Annotated in this window: 15 protein-coding genes; 7 read left to right on the top strand and 8 right to left on the bottom strand. The window is 72.4% G+C overall.

Annotation, left to right across the window (positions count from 1 at the left end):
* Positions 1 to 29 precede the first annotated feature (29 nt).
* The gene (locus ACPWUT_RS09330) at positions 30 to 1,394 is read left to right on the top strand and encodes a M20/M25/M40 family metallo-hydrolase (RefSeq protein WP_425836795.1); all 1,365 of its coding nucleotides are present in this window, start codon (positions 30 to 32) and stop codon (positions 1,392 to 1,394) included.
* Here ACPWUT_RS09330 and ACPWUT_RS09325 read toward each other — a convergent pair.
* Positions 1,378 to 1,902 carry a hypothetical protein gene (locus ACPWUT_RS09325; protein ID WP_425836792.1) on the bottom strand — a complete coding sequence of 175 codons (525 nt, stop codon included), beginning with the start codon at positions 1,900 to 1,902 and terminating at the stop codon, positions 1,378 to 1,380. The genes ACPWUT_RS09330 and ACPWUT_RS09325 overlap by 17 nt on opposite strands.
* Before the next feature lie 188 nt (positions 1,903 to 2,090).
* Here ACPWUT_RS09325 and ACPWUT_RS09320 point away from each other — a divergent pair, with 188 nt between their 5' ends.
* The 6 genes from ACPWUT_RS09320 (at position 2,091) to ACPWUT_RS09295 (ending at position 8,240) form a co-directional block, all read left to right on the top strand.
* Positions 2,091 to 3,101, top strand: a complete 1,011-nt coding sequence (locus tag ACPWUT_RS09320) for a LacI family DNA-binding transcriptional regulator (protein ID WP_425836789.1) — start codon at positions 2,091 to 2,093, stop codon at positions 3,099 to 3,101.
* Between the two features lie 138 nt (positions 3,102 to 3,239).
* Entirely contained in the window at positions 3,240 to 3,968 is a 729-nt protein-coding gene (locus ACPWUT_RS09315; protein ID WP_425836786.1) for an L-ribulose-5-phosphate 4-epimerase, read from the top strand.
* 115 nt (positions 3,969 to 4,083) lie between these two features.
* On the top strand, positions 4,084 to 5,196 hold the full coding sequence (gene chvE, locus ACPWUT_RS09310) for a multiple monosaccharide ABC transporter substrate-binding protein (RefSeq protein ID WP_425842246.1): 1,113 nt from the start codon (positions 4,084 to 4,086) through the stop codon (positions 5,194 to 5,196).
* 94 nt (positions 5,197 to 5,290) lie between these two features.
* Positions 5,291 to 6,820, top strand: a complete 1,530-nt coding sequence (mmsA, locus tag ACPWUT_RS09305; RefSeq protein WP_284527692.1) for a multiple monosaccharide ABC transporter ATP-binding protein — start codon at positions 5,291 to 5,293, stop codon at positions 6,818 to 6,820.
* A gap of 17 nt (positions 6,821 to 6,837) precedes the next feature.
* Complete coding sequence (gene mmsB / locus ACPWUT_RS09300; protein WP_425836782.1) at positions 6,838 to 8,070, top strand: multiple monosaccharide ABC transporter permease; 1,233 nt, start codon at positions 6,838 to 6,840, stop codon at positions 8,068 to 8,070.
* Entirely contained in the window at positions 8,070 to 8,240 is a 171-nt protein-coding gene (locus tag ACPWUT_RS09295) for a hypothetical protein (protein ID WP_425836779.1), read from the top strand. Before mmsB ends, ACPWUT_RS09295 begins: the two co-directional genes overlap by 1 nt.
* 19 nt (positions 8,241 to 8,259) lie before the next feature.
* On the opposite strand, the gene ACPWUT_RS09290 is transcribed toward ACPWUT_RS09295, so the two are convergent.
* From ACPWUT_RS09290 to ACPWUT_RS09260, 7 genes are all read right to left on the bottom strand, one after another.
* Entirely contained in the window at positions 8,260 to 9,201 is a 942-nt protein-coding gene (locus ACPWUT_RS09290; RefSeq protein WP_284527689.1) for a quinone oxidoreductase family protein, read from the bottom strand.
* Between the two features lie 58 nt (positions 9,202 to 9,259).
* On the bottom strand, positions 9,260 to 13,261 hold the full coding sequence (gene hrpA / locus ACPWUT_RS09285; RefSeq protein WP_425836774.1) for an ATP-dependent RNA helicase HrpA: 4,002 nt from the start codon (positions 13,259 to 13,261) through the stop codon (positions 9,260 to 9,262).
* A 26-nt stretch (positions 13,262 to 13,287) separates the two neighbouring features.
* On the bottom strand, positions 13,288 to 14,019 hold the full coding sequence (locus tag ACPWUT_RS09280; protein WP_284527687.1) for a hypothetical protein: 732 nt from the start codon (positions 14,017 to 14,019) through the stop codon (positions 13,288 to 13,290).
* A complete protein-coding gene (locus tag ACPWUT_RS09275; RefSeq protein ID WP_425836771.1) occupies positions 14,016 to 14,402 on the bottom strand; it encodes a hypothetical protein in 387 nt (128 codons plus the stop codon). Before ACPWUT_RS09275 ends, ACPWUT_RS09280 begins: the two co-directional genes overlap by 4 nt.
* 14 nt (positions 14,403 to 14,416) lie before the next feature.
* Positions 14,417 to 15,280, bottom strand: coding sequence for a PP2C family protein-serine/threonine phosphatase (locus tag ACPWUT_RS09270; protein ID WP_284527685.1), 864 nt, complete (start codon positions 15,278 to 15,280; stop codon positions 14,417 to 14,419).
* On the bottom strand, positions 15,277 to 16,515 hold the full coding sequence (locus ACPWUT_RS09265; RefSeq protein WP_284527684.1) for a DUF5684 domain-containing protein: 1,239 nt from the start codon (positions 16,513 to 16,515) through the stop codon (positions 15,277 to 15,279). The genes ACPWUT_RS09270 and ACPWUT_RS09265 overlap by 4 nt, the downstream gene beginning before the upstream one ends.
* A 76-nt stretch (positions 16,516 to 16,591) precedes the next feature.
* A complete protein-coding gene (locus ACPWUT_RS09260; protein ID WP_425836767.1) occupies positions 16,592 to 19,054 on the bottom strand; it encodes a transglutaminase domain-containing protein in 2,463 nt (820 codons plus the stop codon).
* Positions 19,055 to 19,062 lie beyond the last annotated feature (8 nt).

Here is a 19,062-nt window from a genome sequence, read left to right as displayed (position 1 = left end):
CCGCCGGCGTCGCGCCCTAGGCTCGGTGGGTGACCATCGACCACCTCGATCGCGCCTCCCGGGATGCCGTGGAGCGCTTCCGCGAGCTGCTGCGGATCCCGACCGTCTCCCACGCCGACGAGGCGCTCGTCGATCCGGTGCCGTTCGACCTGTTCCTCGCCGCCCTGCCGCGCCTCTACCCCGGGCTCCACGCCGTGCTCGAGCGCGAGGTGATCGCGGGCCACTCGCTCCTGTACCGCTGGCCGGGCGCGACGGCGACGGCGTCGGAGGGCCCGACGGTGCTCATGGCCCACCTGGACGTCGTGCCCGTCGTCGCGGGCGAGTGGCGGCACGACCCGTTCGGAGCCGAGCTCGTGGGCGAGGGCGAGGCCGCCGAGATCCATGCCCGCGGCGCCATCGACGACAAGGGATCGCTCGTGGCGATCCTCGAGGCCGTGGAGCGGCTCGTCGCCGAGGGGCGCCGGCCGGCGCGCGACGTCTACCTCGCCTTCGGTCACAACGAGGAGACCGCCGGGGGAGGGGCCCGCGCGATCGTGGCCGCCCTGCGGGAGCGCGGCGTGCGGCCCGGCCTCGTGATCGACGAAGGCGGCGCGGTGGTCGACGGCGTCATCCCGGGCGTCGAGGTGCCCACCGCCATGGTCGGAGTCGCCGAGCGCGGCGTCATGACGCTGCTGCTGACCGCCCGCGAGGGCGGCGGGCACGCCTCCACCCCGCCGGCCCTTCCCGCGACGGCGCGCCTCGCGCGCGCCATCGACCGCATCCACCGCCGCCCCTTCCCACCCCGGATCGCGCCGCCCGTGCGGGCGCTGTTCGCGACCGTGGCGCCGCACGCGCCGCAGCCGCTGCGCTGGGTGTTCGGCAACCTCGGCCTCACCGGTCCGCTGCTCGCGCGGGTGTTCCCGCGGCTCGGGCCGGAGATGAACGCCATGGTCCGCACGACCGCGGTGGCCACCGAGCTGTCGGGTGCCCCGGGTGAGAACGTCCTCGCGACCACGGCGCGCGCCGCGATCAACATCCGCCTGCTCACCGGCGACACCGTGGCCTCGGCCGCCGAGCGCGTGCGACAGGTGGTCGCCGACCCGGAGCTCGAGATCGAGGTGCGGCACGGATCCGACCCGTCGCCCGTGTCGCCGTGGCGCGGTGCGGCCTGGCGGCGGATCGCGACGGCGGTGGCGTCGGCGCTCGGCGACGACATCCTGACGACGCCTTACATACAGCTGGGCGCCAGCGACAGCCGGTGGTTCACCGAGATCAGCGATCACGTCTACCGCTTCACGCCGTTCCACCTCACCCGCAGCGAGCGCGACGCGCTCCACTCCCACGACGAGCGGATCCGCGTGGCCGTCTGGCTGCGCGGGATCGGGTTCTACCGCGAGCTCATCGCCGCGTCGTGAGCGGCGGCGGCACGTCGGCGAGCCCGAGGGCGAAGTCCAGGATCTGCCGCGCGGGGGCGGCGCGCTCGGGACCGCGGCCGAACTCCCACCCGGCGTCGGTCGCCCGCAGGGTGCAGCCGCCGACGACCGCGCGGCGGTCGAAGGGCGCTCGGCCGACGGCGTAGAGGGCGACCGAGCCGGTCGTGACCGGATCGAGGTCGACCGGACGGTCCGCGGCGAGGCTCAGCAGCGCGCGCACCGCGTCGGCGAGGGCGCGGATCCCGCGGGGAGCGCCGGCGGCGACCGCGTCGGCGACCTCGGGGAGGGGGCGTCCGGCGAACTCCCGGTCGAGCCGGGACTCCGCGAGGAAGCGCGCGGCCGCCTCGGCCGGGGGAGCCTGCGTGCCGGCCGTCAGGTCGTGGGCCTGCCGCACGACGACCGCGAGAGCCTCGCGGCGGTCGGCGGTGACTCCCGACTCGTCCTGCGACGGCCGGTTGCTGAGCGGGAGGTGTCGGGACAGGTCGGCCATGGGCACAGCATAGGACGGGCGGCGGGCCCGCGGCCCGGGATGCGGTCGTGTGACAGGGGGAGCCCTTGTCACATGCCCCGGGCGCGGGATTAGTGTGACTGTCACATTCCGATCGGGTGCTCCGGCGGATTTCCGTGCATAATGGCCTCAATCGGTGTGACCGTGCACATCGAGAACTCGGAGATGCCATGAGCGACGACGCCGGCGGACGCAGGCCCAGCATCCGCGATGTCGCGCGTCTGGCGGGGGTCTCCCACCAGACGGTGTCCCGCGTCCTCAACGATCACCCGAGCATCCGCCCCGAGACGCGCGACCGGGTCCTCGCGGTCATGGCGGAGATCTCGTACAGCCCCAACCGCGCGGCGCGGGCGCTCGTCACCAGCCGCTCGCGCACGATCGGCATCCTGGCCGCCTCGGCCACGCAGTACGGTCCGGCCTCGTCGATCGCGGCGATCGAAGCGGCGGCGCGGGCGCGCGGCTACTGGGTGTCCACCGCCAACATCGACGCCGCCGACGCCCAGGCGATCCCCGACGGGCTGTCGCACCTCATGGCGCAGTCGATCGAGGGGCTCGTCGTCATCGCGCCGCAGGTCCGGGTGATCCGGGCGCTGTCCGCGCAGCCGCTGGACATCCCGTACGTGACGCTGCAGTCGACGGACCTCGACCCCGACCACACCCTCAGCGTCGACCAGATCGCCGGTGCCCGCCTGGCCACGCGCCACCTCATCGAGCTCGGCCACCGCTCGATCTACCACCTGGCCGGGCCGCAGGACTGGATCGAGGCCGAGGCGCGCATGCGCGGATTCCTCGAGGAGATGAGCGCGTGGGACATCCCGACCACCGCACCGATCCTCGGCGACTGGACGGCGGAGTTCGGCTACTACGCGGGCCGCGAGCTGCTCCGCTTCCGCGACTTCACCGCGATCTTCTCGTCCAACGACCAGATGGCGCTCGGCCTGCTGCACGCGATCCGCGACGAGGGGCTGGACTGCCCGCGCGACATCAGCATCGTCGGCTTCGACGACATCCCCGAGTCGTCGCACTTCTGGCCGCCGCTGACGACGGTGCGCCAGGACTTCGCCGAGCTCGGCCGGCGGTGCGTCGATCTGCTGCTCGGGGGAGGCACCGATCGCGCGATCCCGGCCATCATCCCCGAGCTCCTCGTGCGCTCCTCGACGGGTCGCGCACCGCGCCTGTAGGCGCCGTTACGAAGCCGAGACATCTCCGGAGTTGACACACCGGACCGGGTCATGGCTATAGTGTCGCAATGTGAACGGTCACATGAACCGTCACATCATCCACGCGAATCGACGCGGGACAAGGGAGTCTGCACAGTGGTGTCAACGAGGGACGCTGACCGGTACGTCAACGGCGTCAAGACCGAGGTGGCGATCGCCCGTGTGCGCGCCGAGGTGGCGGCACTGCACGCCGAGCTCGTCCGCTACGGCCTGGTGGTCTGGACCGGCGGCAACGTGTCGGGTCGCGTGCCCGGCGCCGACCTGTTCGTCATCAAGCCCTCCGGCGTCTCGTACGACGATCTCGCACCCGAGAACATGATCCTCTGCGACCTCGACGGCAACGTCATCCCCGGCACTCCCGGCAGCGAGCGGGCGCCCTCCAGCGACACCGCGGCGCACGCCTACGTCTACCGGAACATGCCCGAGGTGGGCGGAGTCGTGCACACGCACTCGACCTACGCGGTGGCATGGGCGGCGCGCGGCGAGGAGATCCCCTGCGTCATCACCGCGATGGCCGACGAGTTCGGCGGACCCATCCCCGTCGGCCCGTTCGCGATCATCGGCGACGATTCGATCGGCCGCGGGATCGTGGAGACCCTCACCGGCCACCGCAGCCGCGCCGTGCTCATGCAGAACCACGGGCCGTTCACCATCGGGGCGACCGCGAAGGACGCCGTGAAGGCCGCGGTCATGCTCGAGGACGTCGCGCGCACGGTGCACGTGGCCCGGCAGGGCGGCGAGCTGATCCCGATCCCGCAGGAGTCCATCGACGCCCTGTACCACCGCTACCAGAACGTGTACGGACAGACCACCGACGACCGCCGGTAGCCGCGAGGGGCGTTCCCCGATGCGACAAAGCGGTCACAACTGAACACCAAGAACACCAAGAACCCATGACAGAGATGTCCAGGGGAAAGGAACCACAGTGAAGATCAAGAAGATCATGCTGGCCACGGTCGCCGCGGGCGCGCTCCTGCTCACCTCGTGCGCCGGCAACACGACGCCGGGCAGCACCGACGGCGGCGAGGGCAGCGGCGACGGCGGCCTGATCGGCGTCGCGATGCCGACCAAGAGCTCCGAGCGCTGGATCCAGGACGGCGACGCCGTCAAGGCGGCCCTCGAGGGCCAGGGCTACACCGTCGACCTGCAGTACGCCGAGGACGACATCCCCACGCAGGTGTCCCAGATCGAGAACATGATCACCAAGGGTGCCGAGGCGCTCATCGTGGCCTCGATCGACGGCACGACGCTCTCCGAGGTGCTGCAGACGGCCGCCGACAGCGAGATCCCGGTCATCGCCTACGACCGCCTCATCAAGGGCACCGAGAACGTCGACTACTACGCGACCTTCGACAACTTCCTCGTCGGACAGCAGCAGGCGTGGACCGTCCTCAACGGGCTGGGCCTCACCGAGCTCGACGGCACGGCCAAGGCCGACGCCCCCGCGGGTCCGTTCAACATCGAGCTGTTCGCCGGGTCGCTCGACGACAACAACGCGTTCTTCTTCTGGGATGGCGCCATGGACGTGCTGCAGCCCCTCATCGACGACGGCACGCTCGTCGTGAAGTCGGGTCAGACCACGATCGAGCAGGCCGCGACGCTGCGCTGGGACGGCGAGACCGCCCAGAGCCGCATGGAGGACATCCTCACGGCGAACTACTCGGACGGCTCGCAGGTCGACGCGGTGCTGTCGCCCTACGACGGCATCTCGCGCGGCATCATCTCCGCTCTGACCGACGCGGGCTACTCCGTGGGCGACGAGTGGCCGATCATCTCCGGCCAGGACGCCGAGGTCGACTCGGTCAAGGCGATCCTCTCCGGCGAGCAGTACGCGACGATCTTCAAGGACACGCGTGAGCTGGCCAAGGTCGCCGCCGACATGGCGGTCGCCGCGCTGAACGGCGAGGAGCCCGAGGTCAACGACACCGAGACGTACGACAACGACGTCAAGGTCGTCCCCTCGTACCTGCTGGCACCCGTGCAGGTCGTGAAGGACAACGTGGAGTCGGCGCTCGTCGACACCGGATACTGGACGGCGGAGGAGCTCGGGCTCTGAGTCCGATCCGCGTCGCGGCGGTGGCGGGAATCCCTCCCGCCACCGCCGCCATCCGGTAGCCTCCCCCCTAATCCCCACAAGGAAGTCGGAGATCGTGAGCGAAACCATCCTCGAGATGCGTGGCATCACCAAGACGTTCCCGGGCGTGAAAGCCCTGTCGAACGTCAACTTCAGCGTCGAGCGCGGCGAGATCCACGCCATCTGCGGCGAGAACGGCGCAGGCAAGTCGACGCTCATGAAGGTGCTGTCTGGTGTGTACCCCCACGGCAGCTACGACGGCGAGATCCGCTATGCGGACGAGGTCGTCGAGTTCAAGAACCTTCGCGACAGCGAGGCGCGCGGCATCGTCATCATCCATCAGGAGCTGGCGCTCAGCCCGTACCTGTCGATCGCGGAGAACATCTTCCTCAACAACGAGCGCAAGGGCGCCGGCGGTCTCATCGACTGGAACAAGACGAACTACGAGGCGGCCGCGCTCCTCAAGCGCGTCGGCCTCAAGGAGAACCCGACGACCAGCGTCAACCAGATCGGAGTCGGCAAGCAGCAGCTCGTCGAGATCGCGAAGGCGCTGTCGAAGGAGGTCAAGCTCCTCATCCTCGACGAGCCGACCGCCGCGCTCAACGACGAGGACTCCGACCACCTGCTCGACCTGATCCTGAGCCTGCGCGAGCAGGGGATCACGTCGATCATCATCAGCCACAAGCTGAACGAGATCAAGAAGGTCGCCGACACGGTGACGGTCATCCGCGACGGCAAGACGATCGAGACGATCGCCAAGGCCGACGTCACCGAGGACCGGATCATCAAGGACATGGTCGGCCGCGACCTCGAGCACCGCTACCCCGACCACGAGCCGCAGATCGGCGAGGAGCTGCTGCGCGTCGAGGACTGGACGGCCCACCACCCGCAGGACCCGAGCCGCGTGGTCGTCGACAACGTGTCGATCAACGTCCGCGCCGGCGAGATCGTCGGCATCGCCGGCCTCATGGGCGCGGGCCGCACCGAGTTCGCGATGAGCCTGTTCGGCCACAGCTACGGCACCCGCATCTCCGGCAAGGTGTTCCTCCGCGGCCGCGAGATCAAGACCCGCACGGTCGCCGAAGCGATCGAGAACGGCATCGCGTACGCCACCGAGGATCGCAAGACCTACGGCCTGAACCTCATCGAGGACATCAAGCGCAACATCTCGATGGCGTCGCTGAAGAAGCTCGAGAGGGGCGGCCTCGTCGACGACAACGAGGAGTACAAGGTCGCCAACGGCTACCGCCGCAGCATGAACATCAAGGCGCCCAACGTGCTGGTGCCCACGGGGAAGCTCTCGGGCGGGAACCAGCAGAAGGTCGTCCTGTCGAAGTGGATCTACTCCGACCCCGAGGTGCTCATCCTCGACGAGCCCACGCGCGGCATCGACGTCGGGGCCAAGTACGAGATCTACACGATCATCAACAAGCTCGCCGCGGAGGGCAAGGGCGTCATCGTCATCTCGTCGGAGCTGCCCGAGCTCCTCGGCATCTCCGACCGCGTGTACGCGCTCTCGGAGGGGCGGATCACCGGCGAGCTGCCGATCGGCGACGCGACCCCCGAGAACGTCCTCAAGCTCATGACCATGGAGAAGCCCCGCTGAGGGCAGGAGAACCGCACATGTCCAACGACACCCTTTCCCCCGACACCGCCGCCGGCGGGCTGGTCAACCCGCCCGAGAACAAGTTCACCCGGTGGTTCACGACCGTCCTGTCCGATCTCGGCAAGAACGGCATCTTCATCGCCCTCATCGCGGTGGTGGCGCTCTTCGCGATCCTGACCAACGGCATCCTGCTCCGCCCGCAGAACATCTCGAACCTGGTCGTGCAGAACGGCTACATCCTCGTGCTCGCGATCGGCATGGTGATGATCATCATCGCCGGCCACATCGACCTCTCGGTCGGTTCGGTCGCCGCATTCATCGGGGCGGTCTCGGGCGTCTTCGCGGTGCACTGGGGGCTGCCCTGGTGGCTCGCGATCGTGCTGTCGCTGTTCATCGGCGCCCTCGTCGGCGCGTGGCAGGGCTTCTGGGTCGCCTATGTGGGCATCCCGGCGTTCATCGTGACGCTCGCCGGCATGCTCATCTTCCGAGGCCTCGCGCTGGTGGTCCTCGGCAACAAGAACATCGGCTCCTTCCCCACCGAGTACCGGGCACTGGGCAACGGGTTCCTCTCCGGCCTGTTCGGCGAGTCCGACATCGACCTGTTCACGCTCGTCATCGGCGCCGTGGCGATCGTGGCCCTCATCGTGCAGCAGGTGCGCACCCGCTCGGCGCGGCAGAAGTACGAGCAGGACGTCGACCCGTTCCTGTGGTTCGTCGCCAAGCTCGCGCTCATCGCCGTCGTCATCGGCTGGTTCACCTGGGCGCTCGCCTCGTACAAGGGCATCCCGGTCACGCTGATCGTGCTCGCCGTGCTGGTGCTCGTCTACGGCATCGTCATGAACCGCACCGTGTTCGGCCGCCACATCTACGCCATCGGCGGCAACCGTCACGCCGCGGAGCTGTCGGGCATCAAGACACGTCGCGTCGACTTCTGGCTCTTCGTCAACATGGGCGTGCTGGCCGCGCTGGCCGGGCTCATCTTCACCGCTCGTCTAAACCTCGCCGGCCCGAAGGCCGGTGACGGCTTCGAGCTCGAGGCGATCTCGGCGGCCTTCATCGGCGGTGCCGCGGTGCAGGGCGGCGTCGGCACCATCGGCGGCGCCATCATCGGTGGTCTCATCATCGGCGTGCTCAACAACGGAATGTCGATCATGGGCATCGGCATCGAGTGGCAGCAGGCCGTCAAGGGCCTCGTGCTCCTGCTGGCGGTCGCGTTCGACGTCTACAACAAGCGTCGAGCCGGTCACTGATGAACCTCTTCGGACGCGATTCCTCGGGCCGGGACGACTCGTTCCGGCCCGGGGATCCGGCCCCGCAGGGGCCGTCGACGGCGCGCATCACGATCTGGATCGTGGTGGGCGCCATCGGCCTGTACATGATCGTCTCGGGCGTCATCGGCGGTCTGTCAGCCGGCGCCTGAGCCGTGAGCCGGGCGCCGGCTACGGCAGCAGCACGACCTTGCCGTCGACCCCCGCCTCCACCTGCCGATGCGCGTCGGCGGCGTCGCGGAGCGCGAACGACGGACCGAGCTCGACCGAGAAGGCACCGGCGGCGATCAGCGGCAGCGTCACCGCGATCGCCTCGGCCCGCCATGCCAGCTCGCCGGCGCTGAGCGGCCGCGGGCTTCCGCCCATGAATCCCCGGATCCCGAGCCCGTCGGCGTCCTTGCCCCGCACGAGCGTCGCGATGCGGCTGCGGTCGGAGACCAGCGCCAGCGACGCGGCGAGGGCCTCGTCGGTGCCGGCGATGTCGATCGCGGCCGTCACGCCCTGCGGCGCGGCCGCGCGAATCCGCTCCTCGAGACCCTCGGCGTAGGACAGCGGCGTCGCTCCGAGCGCGCGCACGCGGGCGGCACGGCGATCGCTCGTGGTGGCCAGCACCGTCGCGCCCCACAGGGTGGCGAACTGGATGACGGCCTGACCGACGGCGCCGGATCCGCCGTGGACCAGCAGCGTGTCGCCCGCGCCGACGGCGAGCGAGCGCAGCGTCTGGTAGGCGGTGCCGGCGGGGATGCCCAGGGCCGCGCCCACGGGCGCCGAGACCGCCGGAGGCCGGAGCCAGACCTGGCGGGCGGCCACCACGAGATCGGTCGCGTAGGCGCCGGTGGCGCCGGCCACCACGACGGCGTCGCCCGGGCGGAAGCCCTCGACGTCGGCGCCGACGGAGGTCACGATCCCGGCGGCGTCGCTCCCGACGCGCCGCGGTGCGGTGATCTCGCCCGAGGCGCGGGCACCCGAGCGCAGCTTGTGGTCCAGCGGGTTGACGCCGGCCGCCTCGACGCGGATCGCGAGCTCGCCCGCCCCGGGGTCGCCGACCTCGACGTCGGTGAGTGCGAGGACCTCCGGCCCTCCGAATCGCGTGTAGGTGATCGCCTGAGCCATGTGCTCCACGCTACCCGCCGGGCGTGCCGCGGGGAGACGGCGGGAGACGTCGCGGAGACTACTCCCGACCGGCGAGGGCCTTGGCGATGCGCTGGGGCGAGACGGGTTCGGCGGTCCCCAGCCGCTGGGCGTAGAGGCTCACGCGGAACTCCTCGAGGAGCCACCGGGCGCGGACGAGCGCGGGCGGGGCGTCGGCGGGGAGCGGGATCGTCCCGCCCGCCTCGGCGAAGGCGGCGGCGACGCGCTCGTACTCGGTCATGCGCTGGCGATCGCGGCCGGGGTTGTCGGCCAGTCCCGACACGCGCTCGCCGGCGGCCTCGAGGTACCGCGGGAGGTGGGCCAGCCGTGTCAGGCCGATCCGCGAGACGAATCCGGGGAAGACGAGACCGGCGACCTGCGCCTTGACGTCGCCGAGAGCGCCGAGCAGCGTCATCGAGTTCTGCGCCCGCACCGCGCGCTCGACGTCGCGCAGGCGCGTGAGGATGCGCGCGACGAGCGACACCGCCGCGAACAGCTCGTCCACGACGACCGCCGAGAACGCGTCGCGGACGGCGTCGAACTGCGCGCGCGTGCGGACGACCGGAGAGGTGCGCGCGATCACCGCGTCGGCGACCGCCAGCCGGGCGTCCTCGATGAGGGCCTTGGCCGACGGGTACGGCGAGGTGGCCAGGGCGAGCTTCTCCGCGGCCGTCAGGTGTTCGAGGACGTACGCGGAGGGCGACGGCACGGCCAGCAGGAGCAGCCGGCGGACGCCCGCGTGGGTGAGGCGCGCCGCGCGCTCGGCGGTCGCCTCGATGCGGATCGCGACCGCGTCCTTCTCGTCGACCAGCGCCGGATAGCCGCGGACGACACCGCCGGCGACCCGGGTGTCGACGACCTCGGGCAGCGCGTCGAGATCCCACGTCACGAGTCCGGTGCGCTCCGCGATGGTCACCCCCGTGGCGGGCGCCGCGGCACCGGCCACGGCCGCCGGTCCCGGACGAGCGTTCAGCGACCGGGCGACCGCCGTGCGGGCACGGCCGGCCAGACGCTGCTGGAGCTCGCCGAGATCGCGGGACGCGCCCAGTGCGCGTCCGCGCTCGTCGACGGCGCGGAACGACACGGTGAGATGCGCGGGCACGCGCTCGAGATCGAAGTCGTCCGGCGACACGGGCTGATTGGCGACACGCTGGATCCGGGACGCCAGCGCCGCACGCAGCGTCTGCGCGGGGACGCCGTCGTGGGACTCCGGACCGTCTGCGGCGATCTCCGCGCCGAGCTTCGCGGCCCAGTCCGCGGCGGGAACGACGTGGCGGCGGATCGATTTGGGCAGGGCGCGCAGAAGCGCGGCGATGAGCTCGTCGCGCATGCCCGGCACCTGCCAGTCGAAACCGTCGGGCGACAGCTGGGCGAGGAGGGCGAGGGGGATGACCACGCTCACCCCGTCATCGGGCGCACCCGGCTCGAAGCGGTACGCGAGCGAGAGCACCTGGTCGCGCTGGCGCCAGCGGGCGGGGAAGTCCTGCTCGTCCGCGCGGGAGGCGTCGTCGAGCAGATCGGCCTCGCTCATGTCGAGCAGGCGCGGAGTGCGCTCGGACTCGGTGCGCCACCAGGCCTCGAAGGATCGCGCGTCGAACACGTCGGCCGGGATGCGCGCCGCGTAGAACGCGTAGACCGCCTCGTCGCCGACGAGGATGTCGCGGCGGCGCTCGCGCTCCTCGAGCTTCTCGAGCCGCCGGCGCAGCTCGAGGTTCCGCCGCTCGAACGCGGTGAGGCGCTTGTCGAGGTGCTGACTGTTCCACTCGCCCTCGACGAGGGCGTGACGCAGGAAGAGCTCGCGGGCGAGCGGCCGGTCGGTGCGGGCCAGCTGCACCCTGCGCCGCGGGATGATCTCCACGCCGAAGAGGGTCACCTTCTCGGTCGCCACCGCCGCTCCGGCGTCCTTCGACCAGTGCGGGTCGCTGAGGGTGCGGTGCGCGAGGTCGCCGGCGAGCTCCTCGGCCCAGGCGGGATCGATGACGGCCACGGTGCGCGCGAACAGCCGCGAGGTCTCCACGAGCTCGGCCGCCACGACCGCGTCGGGCGACGCGCTGCCCCGGCGGGAGCCGTGGAGTCCGGAGCCCGGGAAGATCGAGAACTTCGCCCCTCGGGCTCCCCGGTACTCCGCGAGCGGACGGCGCTTCTTGTCGGCCGGGGACGTCTTCAGCGAGCGTGTGTCGAGGATGCCGATGTGGGACAGCAGACCCGACAGGATCGCGCGGTGCACGGCATCGGGGTCGGCCGCCGCCGTCTCGGCGCCCGGTGCGGCGCTCTGTCCACCGGTCGGCTGCGCGCCGCGGGTGGGCCGCATCAGCGTGCGCAGCTGCCGGTGCACGTCGAACCACTCGCGCACGCGCACGTAGTTCAGGTACTCGCTGCGGCACAGTCGCCGGAAGGCGCTCGAGCCGAGCTCGCGCTGCTGGTCCTGGAGGTGGTTCCACAGGTTGAGCAGTGTGAGGAAGTCGCTGGTGGGGTCCACGAACCGCGCGTGCAGCCGGTCGGCCTCCTCGCGGCGCGCACCGTCGTCTGCCGACGGCCGTTCGCGGACGTCCTGGATCGACAGGCCCGCCACGATCGCCAGCAGATCCCGGGTGACGTGCAGCCGCTCGGCCTCGATGAGCATGCGCGCCAGGCGGGGGTCGATGGGAAGGCGGGCGATCTCGCGGCCGATCCTCGTGAGGCGCCACTGGGGCTGCTCGCCGCGGGACGGGCGTCCCGCCGGCGCGACCGCGCGCAGCTCGGTCAGCAGCTCGATGGCGGCCTTGACGCCGCGGGAGTCGGGCGGAGTGAGGAACGGGAAGGCGGTGATGTCGCCGAACCCGAGCGCCAGCATCTGCAGGATCACCGACGCCAGCGAGGTGCGGAGGATCTCCGGCTCGGTGTACTCGGGGCGTCCCTCGAAGTCCTCCTGCGCGTACAGGCGGATCGCGATGCCGGGCGAGGTGCGCCCCGCCCGCCCGGAGCGCTGCAGGGCGGAGGCCTGCGAGATCGCCTCGATCGGGAGCCGCTGGATCTTGGAGCGGGCGCTGTAGCGCGAGATGCGCGCCGTGCCGGCGTCGACGACGTAGCGGATGCCGGGAACGGTGAGGCTCGTCTCGGCCACGTTCGTGGCCAGGACGACGCGCCGGCGCACCCCGGGCACCGTCGACGGCTCGAAGACGCGGTGCTGCTCGGCCGCCGACAGCCGCCCGAAGAGGGGGAGCACCTCGGTCGGGCGCGCATCGCGGGCGTACATGCCGCGGACGGCATCCGTCGCGTCGCGGATCTCCGCCTCGCCCGGGAGGAAGACCAGCACATCGCCGTCGGGCTCCCGGTCGAGCTCGCGCAGCGCCGCGAGGAGCGCGTCGATGTCGTCGCCGTCGTCCGGCCCCGGCGCGCGCCCGTCGGCCCGCGGCGCGTCCTCGCCCGTGTCGGCGATCCCGGCCGGCGGGCGGTAGCGGATCTCCACGGGGTACGTGCGACCCGAGACCTCGATGACGGGGGCGGGGATGCGCTCCTCGCCGTCACCGGCGCCGGGGCGCGAGAAATGGCGCGCGAAGCTCTCGGGGTCGATCGTCGCGGAGGTGATGACGACCTTGAGATCGGGGCGCTCCGGCAGGATGCGGGTGAGGTAGCCCAGCAGGAAGTCGATGTTGAGCGAGCGCTCGTGGGCCTCGTCGATGATGATCGTGTCGTAGCGGCGCAGGAGCCGGTCGCGATGGATCTCGTTGAGGAGGATGCCGTCGGTGAGCAGTGCGATCTGCGTGTCGGCGGAGACCTGGTCGGTGAAGCGGACCTTGTAGCCGACGAGGCCGCCGAGGGGCACGCTCAGCTCCTGGGCGATGCGCTCGGCGATCGTGCGGGCCGCGAGGCGGCGGGGCTGGGTGTGCGCGATGCTGCGCCGGCCGAGCTCCAGGCAGATCTTCGGCAGCTGCGTGGTCTTTCCCGAGCCGGTCGCGCCGGCGACGATGACGACCTGATGCTCCGCGATCGCCTGCGCGATCTCGTCCCGCGCCGCGCTGACGGGCAGCTCGGGCGGATAGGTGATGACGGGCGCAGGCATGGCCTTCCATCGTAGGCCGCCGAGGGTCAGGACGGCGCGTCGAGGAGGGCGAGGTCCTGGGGCGTGACGAGCCGGGAGAGGACGGCGTGCTCGACCAGTCGCGCGCGCCGGTTGGTCGCGAGCTTGCCGACGCCGCCGCGCAGGCCCGGGACGCCCTCCCGGTCGAGCTTGTCGCAGACGGCGTCGAGCTTGCGGTTGAAGGTCGTGAGCGGCCAGCCGAGACGGGCGGCGGCCTGCGCCGAGGTCGGCAGCTGGCTCTGCCCGACGAGACCGTCGCGCAGCAGCGGCTCGCACAGCGCGATCACCAGCAGCCGCTGGCTGGGGGTCAGCGAGACGCTCCCGATCGTCATGTGGTGCGGGTCGTCGACATCGGCCACGATGGGCGCCGAGTGGAACGCGGCCTGCGCGCAGTGCACCGCGAGCTCGTAGGTGAACGGGCCGGCGGTGAACAGCAGGACGAGCCGCGGGAAGACGAGGGGCACCTTGGCGCCGGGCCCGAGGACGGCCTGGTAGACGCCGTCGCCGGTCGACAGGCTGACCCCGATCGACTGGCCGACGTTGGCGAGCCACCAGAGCCCGCCCTCGTGCGTGAAGGCCAGCAGGCGTCGGTGCAGGTACTGGTTCTCGTCGACCACGAGGTCGCCCTCGCGCCCGATCGTGAACGGCCCGGGACGCTCGGGGGAGAACCACTCGCCGCAGAACTCGATCTGCAGATCGGTCACCTCTGCGGCGACGCCTGCCTCGACGGCACCGCTCACGAGACCACCAGCAGCACGAGGACGACGGCCGCGGCCGCGAGCACCAGGGCGAACGCGGCGACGGCGATCACGAGCGCGAGGCCCGTCCGCGCCCGCCGGGGCGCCGCCTCGCGCCGCCGGACCGCGGGCTCGGCCGCCGTGGACCGGGTCACCGGGGCGCTCGACGCGCTGCGGCGGATGCCGTACGCCGCGTCGTCCGCGGTCGTGCCGGGAACGCGCGCGACGCGGCCCGCGGCCGCCGTGGCCACGGGAGCCTCGGGGGCTGCGGGGGCCGCGTCGTCCGCCGCCGGTCGCCGCAGGTCGAGCGACCGGTCGACGGCTCGCGTCGCCTCCTCCACCGGGATCCTGTCCCGTCGGAGTTCGGTCCGTTCGTCGTCGATCATGTCGCCCTTCCGCCTCAGCCCCGTCGTGCCCTCGTGCGTCGACTGCGTACCGTCGCCACTTCGATCGTGGTCGATTCGGCCGACAGAGACAATCCTCCGGTGATGTCCTCGCCGATCGCGCTCACCCCGCCGGAGACGGTGTCGACGACCACGGCCGTGATGTTGTCGCGGCCGCCGAGGGTCACCGCCTGCGCCACCAGCGCCCGGGCCGTCTGCGCGGGCGCGCCGCCGAGGGTCAGTCCCGCGCGCAGCGCCTCGTCGCTGAGCTCGGCGGGCAGGCCGTCCGAGCACAGCAGGATCCGCTCGCCCGTGACGACGGGCAGCAGCCAGTAGTCGGCGGCGCTGCGCTCCTCGCCCACGGCGCGGGTGATGACGTTGCGCCCGGGGAACGTCGCCATGTCGGCGCGGTCCAGCCGCCCCGCGTCGACCATCTCCTGGACGACCGAGTGATCGACGGTGACCTGCTCGAGCCGGTCGCCGCGCAGCCGGTACACGCGGGAGTCGCCGATGTTCACGACCAGCCATCGCAGCTCCGCCTCGTGGTGGATGGCGAGGAGCGCGGCCACGGTGGAGCCGGCTCCGCGCTGCGTGCTCGCCGCGATGGAGGAGACCGCGCTGTGGGCGGCGTCGACGGCGCGGGTGACGTCGTCGAACGTCAGCTCGCCGCGCCCGAGCAGGGAGCGGAACACCTCGACGACGGCGGCGCTGGCCCGGTCGCCGGCGTCATGGCCGCCCATGCCGTCGGCGACCACGAACACGGGCATCTCGGCGAGGTAGGCGTCTTCGTTGACCGTCCGGCGTCGTCCGGTGTCGGTGTGGGCCCCCCACGTGGTGCGGGGCTCTCGGGGCGGACGGCCGCTGCGCGCCGGAAGGGTCATCCGTCGGCCCTCAGCTCGAGCGGCGCGTCGCCGAGGAAGAACGGCCCGGACACCGGCGCGGAGCCGGTGACCTCGGTGCCGGCATCGGCGACGGCGCCCAGGGAGACCCCGTTGGTGGAGTCGAGGTCGGTGACGACCCATCCCGTCGCGGTCAGGGTGAGCAGGGCGTGGGTCTTGGAGACCGTGCGGGTGACGTCGTCGACGGCGACCAGCTGCGCGTGCGGCGCGCGCGGCGGTGCGGCGGGGTTGCGGCCGAGGACCACGGCGTCGGCGGTCAGGGCGATCGCGCGTCCGTCGGGGAGCACCAGCGACCATCCGGGAAGCCGGCGGCCGGCGAGCACCGTGCGGTCCTCGATGTCGGACGGGTGCGCCGGGATCGCGGCGGCCGGTCGTGCGGCGGCCGGTCCCGCGGCGGCCGGCGCCGACGACGGCGCGGCGATGAAGGACGACGCCGGCTCCGGCGGAGCGGGGACACCGGTGGGGGGAGCCCAGGGGTTGGCGGCCGGACGCGCGGGTGCACCGAAGGCGGGCGGGGGACCGGACGCGAAGCCGGGCGCGGCGGATGCGGCCGACGCCGACGGCGCGGACGGCGCGCCGAAGACCGGGGTGTGACTGAACCCCGGTGCGGTGCCCGTGCGCGCGGAGAAGTCGGCCAGGGCGGGGACGATCGGCGAGGCGGGTGCGGCCTCGGCCGGTGCGACCGGCGCCGGGTCGGCAGCGGGGCCGGGGAGCCAGCGCGCGGAGCCCCAGCCGACGATGCTCGCCCAGACGGGGAACAGCAGCACGCCGAGGACCGCGTACCCGGTCCCCAGCCCGAAGCGGCGGCCGAGGCCCCGCACCATGCGCACGTGCAGCACCACCGCCGGGACCACGACCACCAGGCCCAGCAGCGCGGGGACGAGCACCGCGGCGACCATCGCCGCCTGGGCATCGGCGGGGTCGCCGCCGAAGGACGCGCCGACCGCCGCCGCTCCCAGCGCTCCGGCCACGATCGCCGCCGCGGCGCCTAAGACGATCGCGCCGCCGGCGAGGACGGCCGCCCACCAGCCGCGCATGCCGGCGCACTCGAACAGCGTCCATGCGTTCCACACCGGCACCCACGCCTTCCAGGGCGCGGCGCCGGCCTTGCGGAACACCGCCATCAGCGCCAGCGACGTCCACACGTAGACGCCCAGGCCTCCCACCAGCTGGACTGCCGCGATCATGCCGAACGCATCCGTCATCTGATCCGTCACCACGCCTTCCTCATCGTCACATCCGGTTCCGTATCCCTCGGTCCGCTCCCGCCGCCGTCCGGGCCGCGCCCCCCGCTCACGTCCGCGTCCGCCGCGTCAGCGAGCGCAGCGAGAGGCGCGCCCGCAGCCGCGCCCACCAGCCGCGTTCGGCGAGCAGGCGGGAGCGCTCGGCCTCCACGATCTCCCAGAAGCGGTCGGAATCGGCGCTCGTGGTCGGCTCGGCGTCGAACACCGATCGATCCGCCCACGTCGCGAGGAGGGTCGCGCGACTGCCGTGGTCCCCCGCGCCGTGGAGGTCCGCCACCTCCTGGCGCGTGCGCGTCCCCGGTGCGGGGAGGCCGCTGTCGACGGCCGCATCCACGTACTCGTCCCATCCTCCGGTGACACGGCCGACCGGATCGGGCGCGGAGCGGCGCGACCGGCGACGGACCGCCTTCAGCAGCAGCACGAGGAGGAACGGGCCGGTCACCAGCAGAAGCGCCGACAGCGTGATCGCGCCGATGCGCGCGGCCGCCCAGATCGCCGCCCAGTCCACCGACTCCGGCAGCGGGTCGTCACTGCGCTCGCCGTTGTCGGCGGGGTCGGCATCGCCCGGGAGCACCTGCTCGGCGCCCTCCGGGTGCACCTCCGTCGGCACCTCGGGGTCGCGGACCTCGAGAACGTCCGGCGACATCGCGTTCTCGTGCTGAGGCGTCACGTCGACGGGGACCCACACGCCCGACGCGTCCTGCACCTCGATCCACGCCGAGACGTCGCCGCCGCGGCACCCGCCGTCCTCGCAGCGGGGGAGCTCGTCGCCGGTCAACCGGGCGCCGAGCACGATCCGCACGGCGAACCCCAGCTGATCGGCGATCATGGCCGCCGCCACCGAGAACTGCTCGTCGTCGCCGACGGCCGCCACGAGCAGGGCGTCGTCCTCGCCGCCGACATCGGTCTCGCGCTGCAGGAGCGCGGTGAACATGGCGTCGATGCGATCCGTGGAGTGTCCGGCGCGACTGGGCTCGAACGTGTAGTCGCCGAGCTCCGCGCGCCACAGCGGCGGTCTCTCGGCGTCGATCGAGAGCGCGTGACTGAGGAATCCGCGGGCCCGGAGCCGCTCGATCAGCAGGGCGAGCCCTTCGCCGCCGCCGGGCGCCTCCTGCGCGCGGATCCAGTCGGTCAGGCTCTCGGGCACCGTGGCAGGAAGCAGCTGCGGGCTGGTGCGGCCGGGGACGAGGTCTGCGACGGCGGGGAGGGAGGTCGGGACGGCGGCCTCCTGCCGGTAGCCGAGGCCCGTCGTCAGAGCGGTGCCGCCCAGGACCACGCCGGTCTGGGCGGACGGGCTGTAGAAGAAGCCGTCGGCGAGCGCCGACGAGGACTCCCCGCGGAACTGGATGCCGGTGAGTGAGCCCACGGTGGGCATCCACACGTCGTCGTAGGCGGCGATCGTCACATCGGCGGTCGCGGGCACCGTGCCGCCGGGCGCGGGCAGCGACGAGGGCACCCGGACGAAGGCCGTCGTCTGGTCGGAGCCGTCCACCGACGGATCCAGGACGCGCGCGAGGCGGCCGTCGTAGTACGAGAGCGTCGCGAGCCGCACGCGGTCGGCGTCCGTGGCGATGGAGAACAGCACCTCGTCGTACCGGTCGTCGGCGAAGAAGCTCCGGTACTGCGCCAGGGGCGACAGCTGGGCCTGGATCTCGAGGCGGGGGTCGATCCGCTCGCGCAGCACGTCGCGCGGCTGACCGGCCACCGCCAGGGGCGCGGCGATCGCCCCCGCGGCGACGGCGATGGTGACCATGGCCGCGGAGATGGCGATCCGGCCGGCGACCGCGGATCCGCTGCGCCCCGTCGTGCGGATGCCGGTGGCCGCTTCGGCGGCGCGCAGCGACCGCCGTCGATCGTCGAGGGTGCGCCAGACCACGTAGGCCAGCGCGAGGAGCACGGCCGCGGCGCCGACCGCCATCTCGATCGGTCCCGGGATCATCAGCGGACCCCACGCCAGCGGATCGCTCAGCGCGGCGGCCCCGAAGAGCACTCCGAAGATCGGGAGCAGGAGGCCGAGCAGAGGGGCGAGCACCCACAGGCGGCGTGCACGCCAGGCGAGGGACAGGGCGGCGACGGGCACCGAGAGCCAGATGAGGAAGACCGGCGCCAGCGTCGTCTGGTAGGTGCCCAGCGGCAGGTCGAGGGTGAGCAGGTCCTTCCAGCCGGTGACGGGCGCGGTGATCACGCCGACGAGTCCGCGCAGGGCCTGATCGCCGCCTCCCGTCAGCATCGCCGGGGCCACGACGGGAAGGCCGAGCACGACGTAGACGCCGAAGGTGAGGAGGGCCAGCCACCACCCGGACAGCCGCCACCGCACGCCGGCCCAGGCGATCACGTGCGCCGATGCCAGGGCGATCGCGACGACCATCACGAAAGCGGGCGCGCGGTAGATCGGCCAGGCGGCCACGGCGCCCACGACGAACAGGAGGTCCAGCAGCACGGCGCTGACCACGAGCAGCCGCGCGGAAGGGCGGTCGACGCGGAAGGACTGCCGGCGCGAGCGACGGCTCATCGGGGGCG

This window comes from Microbacterium sp. PA5 (assembly GCF_049860775.1).
Lineage (GTDB): Bacteria > Actinomycetota > Actinomycetes > Actinomycetales > Microbacteriaceae > Microbacterium.
This window is presented reverse-complemented; position numbering and strand designations above follow the sequence as displayed.

What these genes read in the sequence shown, in the direction of transcription:
- ACPWUT_RS09325 (WP_425836792.1), bottom strand. Translation starts at nt 1,902, where the DNA reads ATGGCCGACCTGTCCCGACACCTCCCGCTCAGCAACCGGCCGTCGCAG.
- ACPWUT_RS09320 (WP_425836789.1), top strand. Translation starts at nt 2,091, where the DNA reads ATGAGCGACGACGCCGGCGGACGCAGGCCCAGCATCCGCGATGTCGCG.
- chvE (WP_425842246.1), top strand. Translation starts at nt 4,084, where the DNA reads ATGCTGGCCACGGTCGCCGCGGGCGCGCTCCTGCTCACCTCGTGCGCC.
- mmsB (WP_425836782.1), top strand. Translation starts at nt 6,838, where the DNA reads ATGTCCAACGACACCCTTTCCCCCGACACCGCCGCCGGCGGGCTGGTC.
- ACPWUT_RS09295 (WP_425836779.1), top strand. Translation starts at nt 8,070, where the DNA reads ATGAACCTCTTCGGACGCGATTCCTCGGGCCGGGACGACTCGTTCCGG.
- ACPWUT_RS09290 (WP_284527689.1), bottom strand. Translation starts at nt 9,201, where the DNA reads ATGGCTCAGGCGATCACCTACACGCGATTCGGAGGGCCGGAGGTCCTC.
- hrpA (WP_425836774.1), bottom strand. Translation starts at nt 13,261, where the DNA reads ATGCCTGCGCCCGTCATCACCTATCCGCCCGAGCTGCCCGTCAGCGCG.
- ACPWUT_RS09275 (WP_425836771.1), bottom strand. Translation starts at nt 14,402, where the DNA reads ATGATCGACGACGAACGGACCGAACTCCGACGGGACAGGATCCCGGTG.
- ACPWUT_RS09270 (WP_284527685.1), bottom strand. Translation starts at nt 15,280, where the DNA reads ATGACCCTTCCGGCGCGCAGCGGCCGTCCGCCCCGAGAGCCCCGCACC.
- ACPWUT_RS09260 (WP_425836767.1), bottom strand. Translation starts at nt 19,054, where the DNA reads ATGAGCCGTCGCTCGCGCCGGCAGTCCTTCCGCGTCGACCGCCCTTCC.